The organism is Curtobacterium sp. MCSS17_011 (assembly GCF_003224275.1).
Classification (GTDB): Bacteria; Actinomycetota; Actinomycetes; order Actinomycetales; family Microbacteriaceae; genus Curtobacterium.
The window spans coordinates 145,270-164,680 of record NZ_QKLE01000003.1; the positions used below are offsets into that span (position 1 = coordinate 145,270).

Below are 19,411 nucleotides of genomic sequence, written 5' to 3' on the forward strand. Positions count from 1 at the left end.
GTGGTGCGGGTGTTCGTGGGGTGGTCGGGCGGGGTGGGGAGGATCAGGCGGGTTCGGGGGCCGGGTGCGTGCCGAGCACCCGGACGGAGACCGCCGTCGGGTCGGTGTGGTCGAGTGCCGGCACGTCGCTGCCGGGCAGGGCTGCGGCAGCGGCACCGGTGGCGACGGCCTGGGCGAGCCGCTGCTCGGGCGAGGCTCCGGCGACCTCGGCGAGCAGGTACCCGGCGAGCGAGGAGTCCCCGGCGCCGACGGTCGAGCGGGCGACGATCTCCGGTGCAGCGGCGGCGAAGGCTCCCTCGTCGGCGACCAGCACGGCGCCGGCGCTGCCCAGGGTGAGCAGGACCGTGCCGACGTTCCGCTGCCGCAGCCGCTGGGCTCCGGCCACCGCGGCGTCGAGGTCGCGCTCGTACTCCTCCGGGTCCCCGCCGACGACCTCGGCGAGTTCCTCGGCGTTCGGCTTCACCAGGTCGATCCGTTCGCCCGACTGCAGCAGCGCGGTGAACGGCACCCCGGACGAGTCGACGGCGATGCGGACGTCCACCCCGTGACGTGCGCGGACGGCCCGGACGAGCACGGCGAGCGCGTCGTCGGGCAGGCCGGGCGGCAGCGACCCGGCGACCACGACCCAGCTGGCGGCGGGGCCGGTGGCAGTCGCGGCGGCGGTGTCGGCGACCAGGGTGGCGAGGTCATCCAGACGACCGGCCAGCGAGGGGCCCGGTTCGTTGAGCTTCGTGGTGGTGCCGGTCGGCTCGGTCACGGTGACGTTCGAGCGGAGCGGCGCACCGATCGGCAGCGCGGCGGTCGGGATGCCGCGCGTGGCCAGGCCGAGCAGGACCGGGTCCAACTCGTCGCCGGGCAGGACGGCGACGGTGTCCCCACCGCTCGCGACGACCACGCGGGAGACGTTGACGCCCTTGCCGCCGGGCTCCGCGGTGGAACGTGTCGCGCGCTGGACGGCGCCGCGCTGGAGTTCACCGGCGAGCTCGATCGTGCGGTCGAGCGACGGGTTCGGGGTGACCGTGACGATGCGGCCGTTCATGCGACGACCACCTCGACGTCCGCGTCGGCGAGCGCACCGGCGAGGTCGGCCGGGGGCTGCTCATCCGTGACGAGCGTGTCGATCTCGTCCAGGCGCGCGAACCGCATCAGGGCCTCGACGCCGTGCTTGGCGGCGTCGGCGAGCACCACGGCTCGTCGGGCGGCGAGCACGTAGGCGCCCTTCACGGCGGCCTCGTACTCGTCGGGGGTGCTCAGGCCGAAGCCGGCGGACAGGCCGTTCGTGCCGATGAAGGCGACGTCCGGCCGGAGCGCGCCGATCTGATCGACGGTGGCCGTGCCGACCGCGGCGCTCGTGACGCCGCGCACCCGGCCGCCGAGCAGGTGCAGCTCGAGGTGCTCGCTGTGCTGCAGGGTCGCGGCGATCGGGACCGAGTTCGTGATGACGGTGATGGTCGAGCCGGTGACCTCGGGCTCCCACCGGGCGAGTTCGGAGGCGACGGCGGCGCAGGTGGTGCCGGCGTCGAGGGCGATCGAGCCGGTGAAGGTCGGTGGCACCAGGCGCATCGCGGCACGGGCGATCGCGGACTTCGCGCTGCCGTGCTGCCCCTCACGCTCGGCGACGCTGAGTTCGACGACGCTCGAGCGCCCGACGGGGACCGCTCCCCCGTGCACTCGGCGCAGGACCCCGGCGGACTCGAGGGCGTCGAGGTCACGGCGCACCGTCTCGGTGGTCACGTCGAAGTGCTCGGCCAGACCGGCGACCGAGACGCGGCCGGCGGACTGCAGCTCGGCGGCGATGGCGGTGTGCCGCTCGGTTGCGTACATGCCCGAACTCCTTCGTTCCGTTGGGTTTCGAGCACTGTACGTCGGAAAGCCACAGGAACGCAACCATTCCGTCATGCAACCAACACGTCCACAGGGGCCGGCGGTGTGCTGCCGCGGTCACGACACGTCGCGAGCCGGAGGCCGTGGGGTCACGAAGTGTCGGGTGCGACCGCCCCAGCCGACGCTCCGTGACCGTTCGCAGGCGAGCACGCGGGGTGTTGTGACCGCGCGACAGCGCCCCGGTCCGCTCGAAGTGGACCGGGGCGCAGCACCACACAGGTGCCGGTCGTTCGACGGTCACCCCTTCACAGCACCGGCCGTCATGCCGCTCACCAGCCGGCGCTGCACGATGAGGAAGAACACCACGACCGGGATCGAGAACAGCACGCTCGCCGCCATCAGCCCACCGAAGTCGGTGCCCTTGTTCGTCGAGAACCCGGCGAGCCACACCGGCAGCGTGTACATCCCCTGGTCCTTGAGCATCACGTAGGCGATCAGGTAGTCGTTCCACGCCGCGATGAACGCGAACACGCTCGTGGCGATGACCCCGGGCATGACGAGCGGGAACAGCACACTCCACAGGATCCGGAAGGTACCGGCACCGTCGACCTTCGCTGCCTCCTCGATCTCCACGGGGACGGCCACGAAGAACCCGCGCATCACCCAGATCGAGAACGGCAGCACGCTCGCCACGTACGCCAGGATCAGCCCGACGTAGCTGTTGAGCAGCCCGAGGGTCTGGAACGACAGGAACAGCGGGATGAGCAGCGCCCCCGACGGGATCATCTGCACGAACAGGATCGCGACCAGGATCGCCCGCCGTCCGCGGAACCGGAACCGCGACAGCGCCGCCGAGGCCAGGAACCCGACGACGATCGACAGCAGGACGGCCGCCACCACGACGATGGTGGAGTTCCGCAGGTAGACCAGGAAGCCCTCCTGCGTGAGCGCCCGCGTGAAGTTGTCGAGCGTCGGGTGTAGCGGCGCCCAGATCGGGGTCATGGTGGTGACCTCGTCGGCGGGTTTGAAGGCCGTGTTCACCATCCAGTAGATCGGGAACACCCAGACCAGGCAGAAGACCACGGCGATGGTGTTCGCGACGACGGGCGGTTTGCGCTTCCGGACACGGACCGTCACAGGTCCTCCTCCCCGCTCCGGACGAGCCGGCGGATGTAGTAGCTGGTGAGCACCCCGAGGATCAGGGTCGAGATCACGGCGATCGCGGCACCCTGCCCGTAGGCGTTGGACACGAACGACTGCACGAAGGTCCAGATGCCGAGCGTGAGCGTGGCCTCTTCCGGCCCGCCGCGGGTGAGCAGCCAGATCTGGTTGAAGACGTTGAAGTCCCAGATCACGGAGAGGATCGACACGAGCAGCAGCGTCGGCGCGAGGGCCGGCAGCGTGATCGCGCGGTACATGGTCCAGACCGAAGCCCCGTCGAGCGCACCGGCCTCGTAGTACTCCGGCGCGATCTGGGACTGCGCTGCGTAGAGCGTCAGCGCGACGAACGGCACCGCCTGCCAGATCACGAGCGTCAGCACGATCGTGTACGCCTGCCCCGGATGCGACGCCCAGTTGTCCTGCGTGTGGTCACCGAAGACCCGCAACTGCGTGATGAGCCAGTTGAGCACGCCGTAGAACGGCTGGAAGAGCCACTGCCAGACCAGGCTCGAGGCGACGTTCGGCATCGCCCAGGCCAGCACGAGCACGACGCTGACGATCGTGCGCATCGCCACCCCGAGCCGGGTGAGCAGCTGCGCGACACCCATCCCGATCACGATCGTGCCGAGGACCATCGCACCCGTGACGAGCACGGTGCGCAGGATGACCGGCCAGAACGACGCGTCGGTGAGGACGTCCGTGTAGTTCGTCAGCCCCGCGAAGCCGGCCTGACCGGTGAAGATCGCCCGGAGCCCGTAGTCCTGGAACGAGATGACGACGAGCCGGACGAGCGGGTAGACGACGAGCGCCAGGAGCAGCAGTGCCGCCGGTGCCAGCAGGACGAGTGGTGCACGCGACCCGACCAGCGACCGCCGTCGACCCCCCGGGCCCGCCGGGCCGCCGGCGCCGGACCGCGCGGACCCGGTTCTGCCGCCGGCTCCGTCCGGACGCGACCGCCCCGTGCCCCGACCGCCGGTGACCGGCGCGGACTGCTCCGCGTCGGTCACCGGCTCCGCAGTGGACGTCATCGCCTACGGCTGCGCGTTCAGCGCGGTCGTGAGGTGCTTCGAGAAGCCCTCGGCGGCCTGCTCCGGGGACTTCCGACCGGTGGCGACGTCGGCGAACATCGACTGGAACGACGCGTCACCCTCGATGGTGGCCCAGCCCGGCGTGGCCGGGGTCGGCCGGCTCGTGCCGGCCGCCTCGAAGTACGGCTTGTGCAGCTCGTCGACGTCACCCGCGACCGCGTCGAGCAGCTCGGTCGAGTTCGGCTCCCAGCCGTCGACACCGAACACCTGGTCCTGCTGGAACTCCTTCGAGGTCAGGATCTTCAGGTAGTACAGCGCGAGCTCCTGGTTCTCCGCCTTCGCCGGGATCCCCAGGTCGGAGCCGCCGAGGAACACCGGCTGTGTCTTCCCCGCCGTCGAGGACGGCATCGGGAACGTGCCGATCCGGTCGGCGAGTTCCGGCTTCGCCGTGGTGATCGAGCCGATCTCCCAGGCGGACCCGAGGAACGCCGAGGTGTTGCCCTGCGCGAAGACGTCGCTCTGCGAGGGCTTGTCGGTGTTGATGTCCTGGGTGGACTTCGCCGAGTACGTGTTCTGGAAGTCCTTCCAGGCGGTCAGCCCCTCGACCGCGTCCGCGGAGTCGAGCGTGCCGGTCCACTTGCCGCCCTTGTCCGTGGCGATCTCGCCGCCGGCGTCCCAGACGCACTGCAGCCCGCCGTACCAGTACTGCCCGGGCATGTAGAAGGCCGAGAAGTCACTGGCCGGGTTGGCGGCCTTGACCTTGTCGAGGTCGGCGGTGAGCTCGTCGTAGGTGGTCGGCACGTCGGTCACGCCGGCGTCCTTCCAGACCTGCTTGTCGTAGACCACGGCCCGGTTGCCGGCGAACAGCGGTGCGCCGTAGAGCTTGTCGTCGACGGTGGCCGGCCCCTCGAGTCCGGTGAGCCAGGTCTGGCCGTCCTTGAGTTCGTCACGGTACGGCGTCAGGTCGGTCAACCCGCCGGCGGCCGCGTACACCGGCACCTGCGTGTTGCCGAGGTCGACGACGTCGGGGGCGTCGCTCTGGGCGAGCGCCGTGGTGAGCTTGGTGGTGATCCCGTCCCACTGCTGCGTCTGGATCTTCACCTTCGCCCCGGTGTCGGCGGTGAACTGCTTGCCGGCGGCGTCGAGCACCTTGTCGCTCAGGTCGCCGTTCATCATCCAGACGGTGATGGTCTTGCCCTTGCCATCGGGGGTGCCGATGGACTTCGTGCCGCCGTCGGAAGCGGCGTTGCTCCCGGCGGAGCACCCGGTGAGGGCGAGCGCGCCTGCGAGGGCGAGCGCACCGAGTGCGGCGAAACGCGTTCGTGTCACGATGACTCCCTTGGTCCGACCTTTATGAAAGGACGTTGCGTATTCGCAATAGAAGACCCTCGGGGGCACCTTGTCAACCGTTGGATCGGTCCCTGCGACGTCTTTCGATCCGCGTGTTTCCGCGGCGTCACGGATGTCGAACAGATCGACGCAGATGCTTGACCCGGTGGTCATGACCAGGCATGATCTGCGACTCGCGTCCGACGTGTGGAAGCAACCGCCTGGAGGCCCGGTGCCGGTCCGCCGGACCGGCACCGGGCCTCCCGTGCGCGTCCACCGCACCCGTCAGACGGCCGCCAGTGCGGACGTCGGCGGGATCCGTGCGGCGCGCGCCGCCGGGTAGAGCCCGGACACCCCGCCGATCACGACGGTGGCGCCGAGGCCCCCGACGACGGCCCACACCGGCAGCGCGACCGGCCAGCCCTGCGCGACGGCGAACACCACCGTCACCCCGACGCCGAGCACGACGCCGGCCACACCACCGAGGAACGACAGCAGCAAGGACTCGACCAGGAACTGGTCGCGGATGCTCCGACGTCGGGCGCCGAGTGCTCGGCGGACACCGACCTCGGCGCGGCGTTCGAGGACGGTGATCACCATCGTGTTCGCCACCCCGATGCCGCCGACCAGCAGCGCCACGCCCCCGATCCCGACCAGCAGCCCGGTGAAGGAGTCGTCGGTCGCGTTCTTCGCCGCCAACGCGTCCGACGGTCGCGTCACCCCGACGTCCTGCGCGTCGCCCGGTCGGATCGCGCCGGCGAGCCGGTCCCTCGACCGTTCGACGTGGGCCGGGTCGACGCGCGCGTGGACCGCGGTCGGCGCTCCGTCGAACCCCAGCTGCTCGGCGAACCCGCTCGGCACGAACACCTGCGAGTCGAGGTCCTCGGCGAGCGCGACGGGTCCGAGTACCCCGACCACCTGCACCCACTGCCCGCCGATCCAGACCCGGCTGTCCGGGTGCAGGTCCTCGATGCCGAGGGCCGCGGCGGCCCGGGAGCCCAGCACCACCTGCGGCGGCGCTCCGGTCGTGTCGTCGAGCCACCGGCCCGATGCGAGCTCGCCACCGAGGACTCGTGGGACGTCACCCCACGCGGCCAGCACCCCGATGCCCTTCGTCTGCGGCACCGGGACGAACGCGTTGCGGTAGACGCCGGTGTCCGGCACCGTGCCGACCGCAGCGGCGGACTCGACGGCGTCCTGCCGCAGCACGGAACCGAGCGCGGTGGACGGCAGCGGGACCGGTTCGCCGAAGCCCTGCGCCTGCGTGGCCGTCAGCACGTTCGTCCCGAGCGCGTCGAGCACCTGGTCGACCTTCGCCTTGCTCGACGACGAGATCCCGACGACCGCGATCATCGCCGCGATGCCGATCGCGATGCCCAGGGCCGACAGCACCACGCGCCCCGGCCGGGTCCGCAGCCCGAACACCCCGAGTCGGAGCAGGTCGCCCGCACCGACGGTCCGACGCCGGGTCACCGGTCGCCCTCGTGCTCGATCCGGCCGTCCCGCATCCGGATCTGTCGGGGCAACGACGCGGCGAGGTCCAGGTCGTGCGTGATGACCACGACCGTCGTGCCCGCCGCGTTGAGCTCACGCAGGAGTTCGACGACCGCCGCGCCGGACGCCGTGTCGAGCGCCCCGGTCGGTTCGTCCGCGAGCAGGATCGTCGGGTCGCCGACGACGGCCCGCGCGATGGCGACCCGTTGGCGCTCACCGCCGGAGAGCTGGTGCGGTCGGTGGTCCGCCCGGTGCGACAGACCGACCCGGCCCAGGGCTCCGACCGCCAGCCGGTGCCGCTCGCGCCGCGGGACCCCGGCGTAGAGCACCCCGTCGGCGACGTTCTCGGCCGCGGTCGCTCCGGCCTGCAGGTGGAAGTGCTGGAACACGAAGCCGACGTGGTCCGCCCGGAGCTGCGAGAGCGCGTCGTCGGACATCACGGCGACGTCGTTGCCCGCGATCGTCACGGTGCCCGAGGTCGGCCGGTCGAGCGTGCCGATGATGTTCAGCATGGTCGACTTGCCGGACCCCGACGGCCCGACGACGGCGACGAGTTCCCCGGCGCGCACCTCGATCGACACCCCGCGCAACGCGTGGACGTCCCCGTGGACCTTCGTCACCTCCCGGAGCGCGAGCACGGTGCTTGCTCCGGCCCCGGCGCTCACCCGGGCACCACCACGCGGTCGCCGGCCGTGACCGCACCGGTGATCGCCACCCGCCCGTCGGCCGTGAACCCGGGGTCGACCCGAACCCGCTTCGTCGTGCCGTCGCGACGCACCACGTCGACCGCGTAGGCCCCGCCGGCCCCGGCGACGAGCGCGGCGACCGGGACGGAGAGCACGTCGCGCTCGGTCGCGCCCTTCGCGTCGACCTGCGCCGAGGCGGCAACGGGCAGCTCCCGCCGACCCGGGTCGAACGACACCGACACGTCGACCTTCGACCCACCCTCCTCGGTCGTGTCCGGTTCCGCGTCGACGACGTCGCCCGACATCGGCGCTCCGGCTCCGTTGATCCGGACGTCGACCGTCGTGCCGACGGCGAGCCGTTCCGCGTCGCGTCGGGACACCGTCACGACGACGATCCGCTTCGTGCTGGTGACCTGCAGCACGTCGCCGGCGACGCCACCGCCGGCCCCGCGGGACACGCCGTCACCACCGACCCCACCGGCGCCACCCGTCGCCCCGGTGTCAGCGCCGAGCCGTCCGTCGACAGCGGCCACCCGCACCGCGCCGTCCACGAAGGCGACGTCGTCCGCCGTCAGCACCCCGGTGACGTCGTGCCCCCGGTCGGCCTGCCACTGCCGCACCGCCCGTTCGGTCCGTGGACCGAACGCGTCGTCGACCGACACGTCGTACCCCAGCGCCGACAGGTTCTCGTTGAGCTGCCGCACGTCGGTGCCCGTCCACCCGCGCTCGAGCGAGCGCCACAGCGGCACCGTGCCGTACATGGCCCGGACACCGCGCTCGTCGACGGCGTACAGGTACCCGTCGCGCTCGATGACGTCGCCGGGTCGCGGCAACCAGGTGATCGTGCCGGCCGCCGCGCCGGGGACGCCGACCGCGGCCCCGTACCCGAGCGTCCCCGCGAACACCTTCGAGTCGGTGAGGTCTCCCTTCGTGACCGGCGCCGTCGCCCCGGAACCCGCTCCACCGGGCTCGGTGCCCGCAGACGTCGAGGCGGCCGTTCCACGGGGCAGCCCGGCGAGCGCCCACGTGCCGGTCCCGGCCGCGACCGCGGCCACGAGGCAGACGGCCACGATCGTCCGGTGGCGCATGCCGACCGTCACCGTGCCACCCCCGCACCGGCGGAGTCCGACACCGCGGCGTCGCAGGCGCGGGCGACCTCGTCGAAGGCGTCCTCGTCGTCCGGCTGGTAGCGGATCTTGGCGTCCTCGTCGTCGGGGTAGTCGGAGAACCCCCGCTCGCGGATGCACTCCGCGGTCCGCAGCACCCGCTCGTCATCGCCGGGCGCCTGCTCGGCGACCTCGGCGTCGCCGGCTCCCGCGGTGTCGTCGAGACAGCTCCGGAGGTCCTCCTGGTACTGCTCCTCGTCGACGCCGTCGGGGGCGCTCAGCTGCAGGGTCGAGCCGCTCCCCGGGTCCGGCAGGTCGTAGCCGCGATCGCGCATGCACTCGGCGAGCGAGGCCCCCTTCGCAGCCGTACCGGCCGTCGTCGGGGCACCTCCCCCGGGTGCACCGCCCGAGCAGGCCGTGAGCAGGCCCGGCAACAGCACGGTGGCCGCGGCCACGGCGAGCAGGGTTCGGTTCCGACGGGTGGTCGTCCTGGTCGTGTTCATGGCCCCAGGACACCGGACCGGCTGTTTCGCGCCGCGTACCGACGGAGTTACACCGACGAAACGTCGATCCGGACGACGAGCCCGCCGGTCGGCCGTGCGGTGATCACGAGCGCCCACCCGTGCGCCTGCACGATCGCGGCGACGATGGACAGGCCGAGCCCGCTGTGCTGGGGTGCACGGGGGCCGGACGGGCAGCGCCGGAACGGTTCGACCAACCGGACAGCGTCTGACACGGGCACGACGGGCCCCGAGTTCTCGACGACGATCCCAGCCGCGGACGTCGTGACCCGGACGAACCCGTCGCGTTCGTTGTACTCGACGGCGTTGCCGACGAGGTTGACGAGCAGCTGGTGCAGCAGCGTCGGCTCGCCCGCGACGATCAGGCCGGGAGGCCCGGTGTGGGCTGCGTGGACGAGGGTCACCCCCGCGTCGGCGGCGGTCCCGGACATCGCCGCGATCACCGCGTCCGTCACCTCGTCGACGTCGACGGCCTGCGTCGCGCCGGCCAGCCCACGGTCCGCCTCGGCCAGGACGAGGAGCGACTCGACCAGGTGTTCGGTCCGCCGGTTCTGCTCCAGCAGTTCCTCGCGCGTCGCGCGGACCTCGCCGCGGTCGGCCGTGTCGTGCAGCCCGATCTGCACCGCGGCCCGCTGCACCGCCAGCGGCGTCCGCAGTTCGTGCGACGCCTGTGCCACGAACCGGCGCTGGCTCTCGAACGCCGTCTCGAGCCGATCGAGCAGGTCGTCCACCGTGCGGGACAACCGCCGCAGCTCGTCGTCCGGACCGTCGAGGGCGATGCGCTCGTGGAGGTTCGACGCCGTGATCCGGTTCGCGGTCGCCGTGATCCGGTCGATCGGCAGGAGCATCCTGCGGCTGACCAGCCACCCGACCCCGCCGGCCACGACCCCCGCGCCGCCGATGCCGATCGCCGACCACTGCCACTGCTGCACCGCGACGAGGCGGACCACCGACACCGCCTCCCTGGCGTCGCCGCGTGCGGAGCCCTCGCCGAGCGGCACCGGCGTGGACGTCGGGACCGACGGCGCTGGTGCAGCCCGCCGGACCGCCGCCGTGTCGAGTCCCGCCCCCACGCCCGCCAAGGACATCACGTTGGAGAACACCACGACCCCGGTGGCCAGCGCCGTCGCCGCGAGCGCGAACGTCCACGCGGTGCGTGCCCGGATGCTCCACAGCCCGGGCCGTCGTCTCACAGCGCGTACCCCTGACCCGGTACCGTCCGGATGGGGTCGGGGTCCCCGAGCTTCCGGCGGAGCTTCGACACCGTCACCCGTACCGCGGCGGTGAACGGGTCGATGTTCATGTCCCAGACCTTCTCGAGCAGGTGCTCGGCGGAGACGATCCGGCCATCAGCACGGAGCAGGGTCTCGAGGACGCCGAGTTCCTTCGAGGTCAGGTCGAGCGGCCGGCCGTCGCGCGTCGCGATCCGCCGGTTCGTGTCGACGACGAGCCCCGCGCGCTCGAGCACCGGGGCGACGGGGGCCGCGCTGCGACGACCCAGTGCCCGGACCCGCGCGACGAGTTCCGGGTACTCGAACGGCTTCGTCAGGTAGTCGTCGGCCCCGAGTTCGAGCCCGTGCACCCGGTCGCCCAGTGTGGCCGCGGCGGTGAGCAGGAGGATCCGCGTGAGCGCCCCTCGTGCGGCCAGTCGCCGTGCGACCTCGTCACCGTGCAGCCCGGGGACGTCCCGGTCGAGCACGACGACGTCGTAGTCGTTCACCGCCAGCAGCTCGTCGGCGTCGTCGCCGCGGTAGGCGACGTCCACCGCCATGTCCTGTCGGGTCAGGCCCGTCGCGACCAGGTCGGCGAGGGCTCGTTCGTCGTCCACCACGAGTACGCGCATCGATACATCACACGTGACGTACCTTTGCCGAGCCTGGGAGGTGGTCAGGCGTCGAACGGCACCTCGCCGTCTTCACTGACACCGGCACGCTGCCGGTACGACAGGTGCCCGCCGAGGTACCCCCCGACGCTGACGACGGCGAGCCCCGCGAACCCGAGGAGCTTGCCGGCACCGTGGTTGCCGCGCTTCCGCTGCAGCCACGACAGACCGTACAGCGACAGGCCCGTCCAGTTCACGGCCTGGTGCACCCATCCGGTGCGGAGCTGTTCGCGGTTCAGCTCGGACCAGTCGACGTACCCGGCGACCGAGGCGCTGCTCGCCGAGACGACCCCGACGCCGACCAGGGTCTTGGCGGCCTTCGCGTTGCCCTTCCCGCCGAGCAGGTCGAGCACCGCCGCGGATATCCAGGCGCCGAGCGGCACCTGCACCATGAGCGGGTGGATCGGGTGGCCGAACGGGACGCCGTGCAGCAGCTGGCGCAGGGCCTTCGGCTTGGCGAGGGCGTTGACGACGGCACGGTCGATGTCGACGGCCTTGTCGAGCACGCTCGCGTGCTCGACGGCGTCGGTGAGGCGGCGGATCGCGCGGATCTCAGGCATGCCGTGGACGGTAGACGAACGGCCCGTCACCGGTCCCAGGAACCGGTGACGGGCCTCCCGTCGGTTGCGCCGCGCGTGCCGCGCTACTCCTCGACGATCTCGGCCAGCTCGAAGGGCTCGACCGTCAGGCCGTCCCCGTCCGCGGCGACGTCCACCCGGACGGTGTCGCCGTCGCGGACGTCACCGGACAGGATGGCGCGTGCCAACCGGTCGTCGATCTGCCGCTGCATCAGTCGACGCAGGGGCCGAGCGCCGTACAGCGGGTCGTACCCACGCTCCGCCAGCCAGCCGCGTGCCTCGGGGGTGACGGCGAGCTCGAGCCGGCGGTCGGTCAGACGGCGGGCCAGCCGGTCGACGTAAAGCGACACGATCTGTCCGAGGTCGTCGGCCGTCAGGGCCTGGAACACCACGATGTCGTCGAGACGGTTGATGAACTCCGGCCGGAACGCCTGCTGCACGAGCTCACGGACCGCCTCTTCCCGCTGCGCGTCGCTCAGGGACAGGTCGGTCATGAACTGCGACCCCAGGTTCGACGTCAGCACGAGGATCGTGTTCCGGAAGTCGACCGTGCGCCCCTGGCCGTCGGTCAGTCGCCCGTCGTCGAGCACCTGCAGCAGCACGTCGAACACCTCGGGGTGCGCCTTCTCGATCTCGTCGAGCAGGATCACCGAGTACGGACGACGGCGGACCGCCTCGGTCAGCTGCCCGCCGGCCTCGTACCCGACGTACCCGGGCGGGGCACCGATCAGGCGGGCCACGGAGTGCTTCTCGCCGTACTCGCTCATGTCGATGCGGACGAGGGCCTTCTCGTCGTCGAACAGGAACTCGGCGAGCGCCTTGGCCAGCTCGGTCTTGCCCACGCCGGTCGGCCCGAGGAACAGGAACGAACCGGTGGGGCGGTCCGGGTCGGAGATGCCGGCTCGGGTGCGGCGGACGGCTTCGGACACGGTGGCCACGGCAGTGCGCTGCCCGATGATCCGGCGACCGAGCTCGCGCTCCAGGTGCAGGAGCTTCTCGGTCTCGCCCTGCAGCAGCCGGCCGAGCGGGATGCCCGTCCACTGCGCGATGACCGCCGCGATGTCCTCGTCGGTGACGCTGTCGTTGACCATCCGGTCGGCGCTCTCGGCCTGTTCGGCGGCGGCGAGCTCGGCCTCGATGCGGGGCTTCTCGCCGTACTCCAGTCGGGACACGAGCTCGTAGTCGGCCTCGCGCTGGGCTCGCTGCGACCGCATGTTCAGGTCGTCGAGTCGCTGCTTGAGCTCACCGATGCGGTTCAGGCTCGCGCGCTCGGCCTGCCAGCGCTGCTCGAGTTCGGCCAGTCGTTCCTCGCGCGTGTGCAGCTCGTTGCGCAGGGTCTCGAGGCGTGCTTTCGAGGCGTCGTCCTTCTCCTGCTTGAGCGCGAACTCCTCGACGCGCAGACGGTCGACGTTCCGCTTCAGTTCGTCGATCTCGACGGGGCTGGAGTCGATCTCCATGCGGAGCCGGCTCGCGGCCTCGTCGATCAGGTCGATGGCCTTGTCGGGCAGCTGGCGGCCGGAGATGTACCGGTTCGACAGGCTCGCGGCGGCGACGAGTGCGGAGTCGTTGATCGTCACCTTGTGGTGCGCCTCGTAGCGCTCCTTGAGCCCGCGGAGGATCGCCACGGCGTCCTCGACGCTCGGCTCACCCACGTAGACCTGCTGGAAGCGTCGCTCGAGCGCAGCGTCCTTCTCGATGTACTCGCGGTACTCGTCGAGGGTCGTCGCGCCGATGAGTCGGAGCTCGCCCCGGGCGAGCATCGGCTTGAGCATGTTCGAGGCCGCCACCGACCCCTCGCCGCCGCCGGCCCCCATCAGGGTGTGCAGCTCGTCGATGAACGTGATGACCTGGCCGTCGGAGTCGTTGATCTCCTTGAGCACGGACTTGAGCCGTTCCTCGAACTCGCCACGGTACTTGGCGCCGGCGATGAGGGCGGAGATGTCGAGCGAGACGAGCCGCTTGTCCTTCAGGGAGTCGGCGACGTCACCGGCGACGATGCGCTGCGCCAGCCCCTCGACGACGGCGGTCTTGCCGACACCCGGCTCGCCGATGAGCACGGGGTTGTTCTTCGTGCGGCGCGTGAGCACCTGGGACACGCGCCGGATCTCGGCGTCGCGTCCGATCACCGGGTCGAGCTTGCCGCTGCGGGCGATCTCGGTGAGGTCGACGCCGTACTGCTCGAGCGCGGTCTTCTGTCGTTCTTGCGAGTCAGGAGCGCCCTGGAGGTTCGCCATGCGTTCCGTCCTTTCGTTGCGGTGGTCCTGGAGTTGAGTCTACTCCACTCAACTTAGGTGCGTTCCGGGACATTCCGGATCCCGACGGCGCTGACGACGGCACCGGCCACCAGCAGGAGCGCCATCACCACCATGGCCCGGTGCAGCCCGTCGACGCTCACCTCACCGCCGAGCACCACGCCGGCGAGCGCCACGGTGACCAGGCCGGCGATCCGGGCGACGGCGTTGTTCACGGCCGACCCCGCGCCGGCCTCGGACTGCGGGACCGATCCGAGCACGGCACTCGTCAGGGGCGAGACCATGAGCGCGATGCCCACGCCGACCAGCACCAACCCGGGGAACACCGACCACCAGTAGCCCGCCGGGTCGTCGCCGGCGAGCAGCAGCAGGAGCGCCCCGACGGCACCGACCGCCGGACCGGCAGCCATGAACCACCGCGGTCCGGACCGACCGGCGAAGGACCCCACCGCCGTGGAGAGCGCGAGCAGCATGATCGTCGGTGGCAGCGTCGCGAGACCGGCGAGCCAGGCCGGGAACCGCCAGACCTCCTGCAGGAACAGCGTGACCACGAAGAACACCATGCCGAGCGCGCCGTAGATCGACAGCGTCGCGAGGTTGCCGACCGCGAAGTTCCGCGCCCGGAACAGCTCGAGCGGCACGAGCGGCGATCCGTTCGTCCGCGTCACCCGCAGTTCCCACGGAACGAAGGCCACGAGCGCGGCCGCCCCGAGCACGAGCGCGCCGACCACCACGGGCGCAGCCCACCCCAGTCGCTCCTGTTCGATGAGGCCGAGCACGACCCCGCCGACCCCCACCACGGCGAGCACGGCGCCGACCACGTCGATGCGCGGGCGGACGGCGGGGTGCACGTCGCCCGTGATGCGCAGGACCAGCGGGATCGTCACGGCGATCGGTACCGCGGTGAGCACGAAGACCCACCGCCACCCGATGCCGTCCACCACCAGCCCGCCGACCACGGGGCCGAGGATCGTGGCCGCGCTCGACCAGGCCGTCCACGTGCCGATGGCCTTCGCCTGCGCCGCCCCGCGGAACGCGGCGACGATGAGGGCGAGCGCACTCGGCATCACCAGCGCCCCGCCGACGCCCTGCAGCGCCCGGGCGACGATGAGCACCTCGCCGGTCGGGGCGATCGCGCACGCCACGGACGCGATGCCGAACACCACGAGCCCCCACGTGATGATCCGGACCCGGCCGAACAGGTCGGACAGGCTGCCGGCGACCAGGATCAGCGAGCCGAGGGTGACGAGGTAGGCGTCGACGACCCACTGCTGCACGACGAGTCCGCCGCCGAGCTCCTGCCGGATCGCCGGGAGCGCCACGTTCACGACGCTCGAGTCGAGTCCGACGACGAACGACGCCAGGACCGCCACCACCAGCACGATCCGCCGGTCGTCCCGGAGCGGGGCGACGGCGTGCGGCGCGGGAGTGGGAGCAGTCATGGTGCTCATCCTGCGGCACGGGAGGCCTGGCGGGCACTTCGTGAGCAGGAATGGTCGGGTCAGTGATCCGCCCCCGACCATTCCTGCTCACGAAGCGCCGCGCTGCCGCACCGCGCGCCGCGCGCCGCGCGCCGCGCGCCGCGCACGACGAAGCCCCCGCGACCGATGTGGTCGCGGGGGCTTCGGACGGGACGGGGCTGGGTGTCCTAGCGCCGGGAGTCGGTGTTCGGCTGCGCGGTCGGCCCCGGGTTCAGGACCGGACCGGCGGCGGGCTCGGCCGGGACGTTCTGGACGGTGGTGTTCTGCACCGTGCCGTCCGGAGCCGTGCCGTTGGCCTGGGCCTTCTTCTCGTCGTCGGACATCTCCTTCTTGAAGATGTTGATCGACTGGCCGAGGCCCTTGGCGAGCGCCGGGAGCTTGGTCGCGCCGAACAGCAGGATGACGATCCCGAGGATGATCAGCAGGTGAAGGCCGGTCAGGTTACCAATCATCATGACTCCTTGATCTGGAACTGGTCGCCGTCCGCTGATCGTCGTCGATCACCGCGGCGGAAGTCCGTGTTTCCCCATGGTAACTCCCCCGCCCCTGGATGCCCAGGCCGGCCCCCCGAACGGACACCGTTCGCACAGGGAAGCGCCCCGGTCACCGCAGCACGCCGTCGAGGCTCCACAGCACGGGCGCTTCGCGGAGCGCCGGGATGTCGGACTCGGTGACGCCACCGAGGCGGAACACCACCCGTTCGCCGGGCAGCAGCGTCATGAACCCGCGGTCGACCGTTCCACCGGCGGCCACCCGGTCCGGCTGCACCAGCAGGTCGCGGACGAGCGAGTCGGCCTCGACGGTCAGGTCCAGGCCGCCGTCGACCACCGCGAACGAGGTCCGGTAGCGCGCCGGCTCCCAGCGCATCGCGGCATCGGGACCCGGGGTCCAGACCGCGCGGCGCCAGTCCATGTCCGCGATGATGAGCTCGCCCGCCGGGTCGTCGACGACGCCGACCGACTCGGGCAGCGCCACGACCCCGACGCCGGCGGCCGACAGCCGGACCGGCAGCGACACCTCGGCCAGGATCGTGCCGGCCGTGGTGATCCGGCGCACCCGCACCACGCTGTCGTGCCCACCGCGCGTCGACCGCACGGCGACCTCGACGGGCGAGGACCCGAACGCGCCGGGCGAGACTCCCAGCGAGAGCGTGTCCGCGAGCACGCCCAACTCGGCCGTCTCGCCGACCGCAGCCGACCCACCCGGGTGATCCGGGCCTCCAGTCGGCTCCGCAGCCGCCGCAGGCGACGTACCGGCGGAACCGGCCGCACCCGACCCACCCACGGAACCGGGCCCACCGGCCGGACCGGGCGTCACCGACACCGACGACACCGGACGGATCGTCAGCAGCACGTCGTCGTAGAGCCGGCGCAGTTCGTGCGCCAGCGGCTTCAGCCGACCCGCCGAGTCGATCGCCGACCACGACGACACCGGCCACAGGTCGTTCAGCTGCCACACCACGACACCGGTGTTGCGCGGCCAGTGCGTGCGCCAGTGCTCGATGCCGGTCGCGATCGCCCGTGCCTGCTGCAGCTGCGTCAGGTAGTGCCACGCGTCGAACGCGGCGGGGTCGACCGCGCCGAAACGCGGCTCGAGCCCGCGAGCCAGCTTGGCCATCCCGTCCGCCGCCTTCTGGTGGTGGACCACACCGGGCGAGTCGACCCGCAGCGGTGCGTCCGTGACCGCGTCGCGGAGCGTGCGCCACGCGGGTGGTGCCTGCCAGCCGAACTCGGACACGAACCGCGGCACCGACTCGCGGTAGGCGGTGTCGGGCAGCCGGTTCCAGACGTCCCACGAGTGGTGCGTCTCGTGGTCGACCTCGTTCGCGGGGAGCGACTCCGATCCTGACCACGGCGACGCGACCGTGTAGAAACGCGACGGGTCGACCGCGTCGACGATGGTCGGCAGCAGGTCGAGGTAGTAGTCGAGTCCCCATCCCCGATCGCCCAGCTCCGCACCCCAGCCGTCGGCGTCGTGCAGCCAGATGTTCTCGTTGTTGCCGTTCCACACCAGCAACGAGGGGTGGCGGGCGAGCCGGGCGACGTTGTCCCGCGCCTCGGCGATGACCTCGCTGCGGATCGGCTCCACCTCGGGGTAGGCCGAGCACGCGAACGGGAAGTCCTGCCAGACGAGCAGACCGAGTTCGTCGCAGACCTCGTAGAAGTCGCGCGATTCGTACACTCCGCCGCCCCAGACGCGCACCAGGTTCGTGCCGAGCGAGGCCGCGGCCGCCAGCCGGGACTCGAGCCGGGCACGGTCGACGCGCGAGATGATGACGTCGTCGGGGATCCAGTTGACGCCGCGGACGTCGATGAGCGTGCCGTTCGCGTGCACGGCGAAGGGGCGGCCGATGCCGTCGACCTGGGTCTCGATGCGGGTCGACCGGAACCCGGTGCGGAACGCGTCGCGATCGAGCACCTCGCCGTCGACGGTCTGCAGCTCGACCACGACGTCGTACTGGGCCTGCGCGCCGTAGCCGCGCGGCCACCAGCGCCGCGCCTCCGGGACGCGCACGGTGACGACCGTCTCGTCGTCCTTCGGGGTGAGCTGCGCGCGGGACCGCTGTCGCGTGGTGCCGCCGTCCTCGGTCTCACCGCTCACGGTGACGACGAGCACGAGGTCGTCGTCCTCGCCGTCCTGGTCCAGGTCGTTCATGCCCGAGCGCTCGACCGTGATGTGCGCGTCGAGCACGCCCTCGCCGGCCTCGACGTCGACGAGCGGGCGCACCTCGCGCAGGCGCGCGGTCGACCAGCGCTCGATCGCGACCGGCCGCCAGGGGCCGCTCGTGACCGCCGTCAGCCCCCAGTCCCACCCGAAGTTCGACGCCATCTTGCGGATGTACGGGAACGGCTCGTCGTACGGACCGGGCATGCTGCCCGCCTTCGCGGCGACCCGGCCGGCCTCGCGGTAGGGCGACTCGAACAGGATCTCGAGGTCCTTCGTGGTGCCGCCGGACCCCGTCTGCACCCGGGCGTCGAACCGGTACCGGCGGTGCATGTTGCGGGTCGTGCCCACGACGACACCGTCCAGGCTGAGCTCCGCGACCGTGTCGAGGCCGTCGCAGACCAGGTCGACGCGCTCGTGACCCCGCGGGTCGACGTCGACCGTTCGGCGGTAGGCCCAGTCGGCGCGGCCGACCCACTTCGCGGCCTGCTCGTTCAGGTGGAACGTCGGGTCCGGCAGCAGGCCCTCCCGCTCCAGGTCGGTGTGCACCTGGCCCGGCACCGTCGCCGGGATGGCACGGCCCGCGACACCGTCCGGTGCGCCGGTTCCCCCGGCCAGGGTCACTGTCCAGTCGTCGCGGAGTTCCTCGCGTTCGAGGGTCATGCGGGTCCTTCTCTTCGGCGGCAGGGTGTCCGTCAGCCTCGGTCGGGGACGCCGACCGGCGGTCCGACCCACGGCCGGTTCCCACGGCCTGGAGGCGCGGCACCGGTTGCCCGGGCGTCGTCACGTCGCGCGCACGAACGGGTTGCGCTCGCGCGAGGGGTGCTCGGCGATGCTAGTACGGGATGCTTTCGGCAACCTAGGTGGTGACAGGGGCGGGTCGCGCGGGCAAGGTGGGAACGTGATCACCGTCGAACTCGCCAGGTCCCTCCGTGACGCCGGTCTCCGCTGGCACCCCGAGACCGGGGACCGGTTCGTGATCGACAAGCCCGGCATCGACGACGACGTCTACACGGTGTCCGAGATGACCGTCGAGCGGCACGACTCCCCCACCGGCACGATCCTCGGCTTCAACGGCACCACCGAGTGGGCGCTCGACTCCGTCACCGCCACGGAGTCGCTCTGGCTGCCCCGCGAGGACCAGCTGCGCGAGCTGCTCGGGCGCTCGTTCATCGGACTGACCCGTGTGCAGGTCGGCGGTCGCGTGGTCTTCACGGTGACGGCCACGATCGACGGTGCCGACCGCAGCTTCGCGTCCGAGGTACCGGCGATCGCGTACGGCCAGGCGCTGCAGGCGTACATCACGGCTGCGCTCGCCTGAGCTGCGCAGCCTGAGCGGCGTGTCCGGGCCCGCCGTTCCTGGGTGTCTGCGGAATGCGCGCTGAGGGGCGTTTGGTTGCATGGG

The 19,411-nt window shown here is 71.8% G+C and carries 17 protein-coding genes; 1 reads left to right on the plus strand and 16 read right to left on the minus strand.

What is annotated here, in order from left to right; translation table 11 throughout:
- Positions 1–43 precede the first annotated feature (43 nt).
- The 16 genes from DEJ17_RS03330 to DEJ17_RS03405 all read right to left on the minus strand — a co-directional run bounded on the left by DEJ17_RS03330 (position 44) and on the right by DEJ17_RS03405 (position 18,669).
- The gene (locus DEJ17_RS03330; RefSeq protein ID WP_110892060.1) at positions 44–1,039 is read right to left on the minus strand and encodes a 1-phosphofructokinase family hexose kinase; all 996 of its coding nucleotides are present in this window, start codon (positions 1,037–1,039) and stop codon (positions 44–46) included.
- Positions 1,036–1,824, minus strand: a complete 789-nt coding sequence (locus tag DEJ17_RS03335) for a DeoR/GlpR family DNA-binding transcription regulator (RefSeq protein WP_110892061.1) — start codon at positions 1,822–1,824, stop codon at positions 1,036–1,038. The genes DEJ17_RS03330 and DEJ17_RS03335 overlap by 4 nt, the downstream gene beginning before the upstream one ends.
- A gap of 297 nt (positions 1,825–2,121) precedes the next feature.
- Positions 2,122–2,961 (minus strand): carbohydrate ABC transporter permease, encoded by an 840-nt coding sequence (locus DEJ17_RS03340; protein WP_258366636.1) that lies wholly within the window; start codon positions 2,959–2,961, stop codon positions 2,122–2,124.
- Positions 2,958–4,013: a carbohydrate ABC transporter permease gene (locus DEJ17_RS03345; RefSeq protein ID WP_110892062.1), complete on the minus strand. Its 1,056-nt coding sequence runs from the start codon at positions 4,011–4,013 to the stop codon at positions 2,958–2,960. The genes DEJ17_RS03340 and DEJ17_RS03345 overlap by 4 nt, the downstream gene beginning before the upstream one ends.
- A gap of 3 nt (positions 4,014–4,016) precedes the next feature.
- A complete protein-coding gene (locus DEJ17_RS03350) occupies positions 4,017–5,342 on the minus strand; it encodes a sugar ABC transporter substrate-binding protein (RefSeq protein ID WP_220033603.1) in 1,326 nt (441 codons plus the stop codon).
- 285 nt (positions 5,343–5,627) lie between these two features.
- A complete protein-coding gene (locus DEJ17_RS03355; RefSeq protein WP_110892064.1) occupies positions 5,628–6,815 on the minus strand; it encodes an ABC transporter permease in 1,188 nt (395 codons plus the stop codon).
- Positions 6,812–7,474, minus strand: coding sequence for an ABC transporter ATP-binding protein (locus tag DEJ17_RS03360; protein ID WP_110892065.1), 663 nt, complete (start codon positions 7,472–7,474; stop codon positions 6,812–6,814). Before DEJ17_RS03360 ends, DEJ17_RS03355 begins: the two co-directional genes overlap by 4 nt.
- Positions 7,475–7,497: 23 nt before the next feature.
- The gene (locus DEJ17_RS03365) at positions 7,498–8,610 is read right to left on the minus strand and encodes a peptidoglycan-binding protein (RefSeq protein ID WP_146239598.1); all 1,113 of its coding nucleotides are present in this window, start codon (positions 8,608–8,610) and stop codon (positions 7,498–7,500) included.
- Positions 8,611–8,618: 8 nt separating this feature from the next.
- Positions 8,619–9,131 (minus strand): hypothetical protein, encoded by a 513-nt coding sequence (locus DEJ17_RS03370; RefSeq protein WP_110892067.1) that lies wholly within the window; start codon positions 9,129–9,131, stop codon positions 8,619–8,621.
- Between the two features lie 47 nt (positions 9,132–9,178).
- Positions 9,179–10,342, minus strand: coding sequence for a HAMP domain-containing sensor histidine kinase (locus tag DEJ17_RS03375; RefSeq protein ID WP_110892068.1), 1,164 nt, complete (start codon positions 10,340–10,342; stop codon positions 9,179–9,181).
- Positions 10,339–10,992 (minus strand): response regulator transcription factor, encoded by a 654-nt coding sequence (locus DEJ17_RS03380; RefSeq protein ID WP_110892069.1) that lies wholly within the window; start codon positions 10,990–10,992, stop codon positions 10,339–10,341. Before DEJ17_RS03380 ends, DEJ17_RS03375 begins: the two co-directional genes overlap by 4 nt.
- A 44-nt stretch (positions 10,993–11,036) precedes the next feature.
- Positions 11,037–11,591, minus strand: coding sequence for a DUF2231 domain-containing protein (locus DEJ17_RS03385; protein WP_110892070.1), 555 nt, complete (start codon positions 11,589–11,591; stop codon positions 11,037–11,039).
- An 83-nt stretch (positions 11,592–11,674) separates the two neighbouring features.
- Entirely contained in the window at positions 11,675–13,843 is a 2,169-nt protein-coding gene (locus tag DEJ17_RS03390) for an ATP-dependent Clp protease ATP-binding subunit (protein WP_110892071.1), read from the minus strand.
- Positions 13,844–13,896: 53 nt separating this feature from the next.
- Positions 13,897–15,303, minus strand: coding sequence for an MFS transporter (locus DEJ17_RS03395; RefSeq protein ID WP_110892153.1), 1,407 nt, complete (start codon positions 15,301–15,303; stop codon positions 13,897–13,899).
- A 206-nt stretch (positions 15,304–15,509) separates the two neighbouring features.
- Positions 15,510–15,794, minus strand: coding sequence for a twin-arginine translocase TatA/TatE family subunit (tatA, locus tag DEJ17_RS03400; RefSeq protein ID WP_110892154.1), 285 nt, complete (start codon positions 15,792–15,794; stop codon positions 15,510–15,512).
- A gap of 151 nt (positions 15,795–15,945) precedes the next feature.
- Entirely contained in the window at positions 15,946–18,669 is a 2,724-nt protein-coding gene (locus tag DEJ17_RS03405; protein WP_110892072.1) for a glycoside hydrolase family 2 protein, read from the minus strand.
- 238 nt (positions 18,670–18,907) lie between these two features.
- On the opposite strand from DEJ17_RS03405, the gene DEJ17_RS03410 reads away from it, so the two are divergent.
- Positions 18,908–19,327, plus strand: a complete 420-nt coding sequence (locus DEJ17_RS03410; RefSeq protein WP_110892073.1) for a pilus assembly protein CpaE — start codon at positions 18,908–18,910, stop codon at positions 19,325–19,327.
- Positions 19,328–19,411 lie beyond the last annotated feature (84 nt).

Bases quoted from the DNA above. Each gene is read 5' to 3' on its own strand.
- DEJ17_RS03330 (WP_110892060.1), bottom strand. From the start codon at position 1,039: ATGAACGGCCGCATCGTCACGGTCACCCCGAACCCGTCGCTCGACCGC.
- DEJ17_RS03335 (WP_110892061.1), bottom strand. From the start codon at position 1,824: ATGTACGCAACCGAGCGGCACACCGCCATCGCCGCCGAGCTGCAGTCC.
- DEJ17_RS03345 (WP_110892062.1), bottom strand. From the start codon at position 4,013: ATGACGTCCACTGCGGAGCCGGTGACCGACGCGGAGCAGTCCGCGCCG.
- DEJ17_RS03365 (WP_146239598.1), bottom strand. From the start codon at position 8,610: ATGCGCCACCGGACGATCGTGGCCGTCTGCCTCGTGGCCGCGGTCGCG.
- DEJ17_RS03370 (WP_110892067.1), bottom strand. From the start codon at position 9,131: ATGAACACGACCAGGACGACCACCCGTCGGAACCGAACCCTGCTCGCC.
- DEJ17_RS03380 (WP_110892069.1), bottom strand. From the start codon at position 10,992: ATGCGCGTACTCGTGGTGGACGACGAACGAGCCCTCGCCGACCTGGTC.
- DEJ17_RS03385 (WP_110892070.1), bottom strand. From the start codon at position 11,591: ATGCCTGAGATCCGCGCGATCCGCCGCCTCACCGACGCCGTCGAGCAC.
- DEJ17_RS03390 (WP_110892071.1), bottom strand. From the start codon at position 13,843: ATGGCGAACCTCCAGGGCGCTCCTGACTCGCAAGAACGACAGAAGACC.
- DEJ17_RS03395 (WP_110892153.1), bottom strand. From the start codon at position 15,303: ATGACTGCTCCCACTCCCGCGCCGCACGCCGTCGCCCCGCTCCGGGAC.
- tatA (WP_110892154.1), bottom strand. From the start codon at position 15,794: ATGATTGGTAACCTGACCGGCCTTCACCTGCTGATCATCCTCGGGATC.
- DEJ17_RS03405 (WP_110892072.1), bottom strand. From the start codon at position 18,669: ATGACCCTCGAACGCGAGGAACTCCGCGACGACTGGACAGTGACCCTG.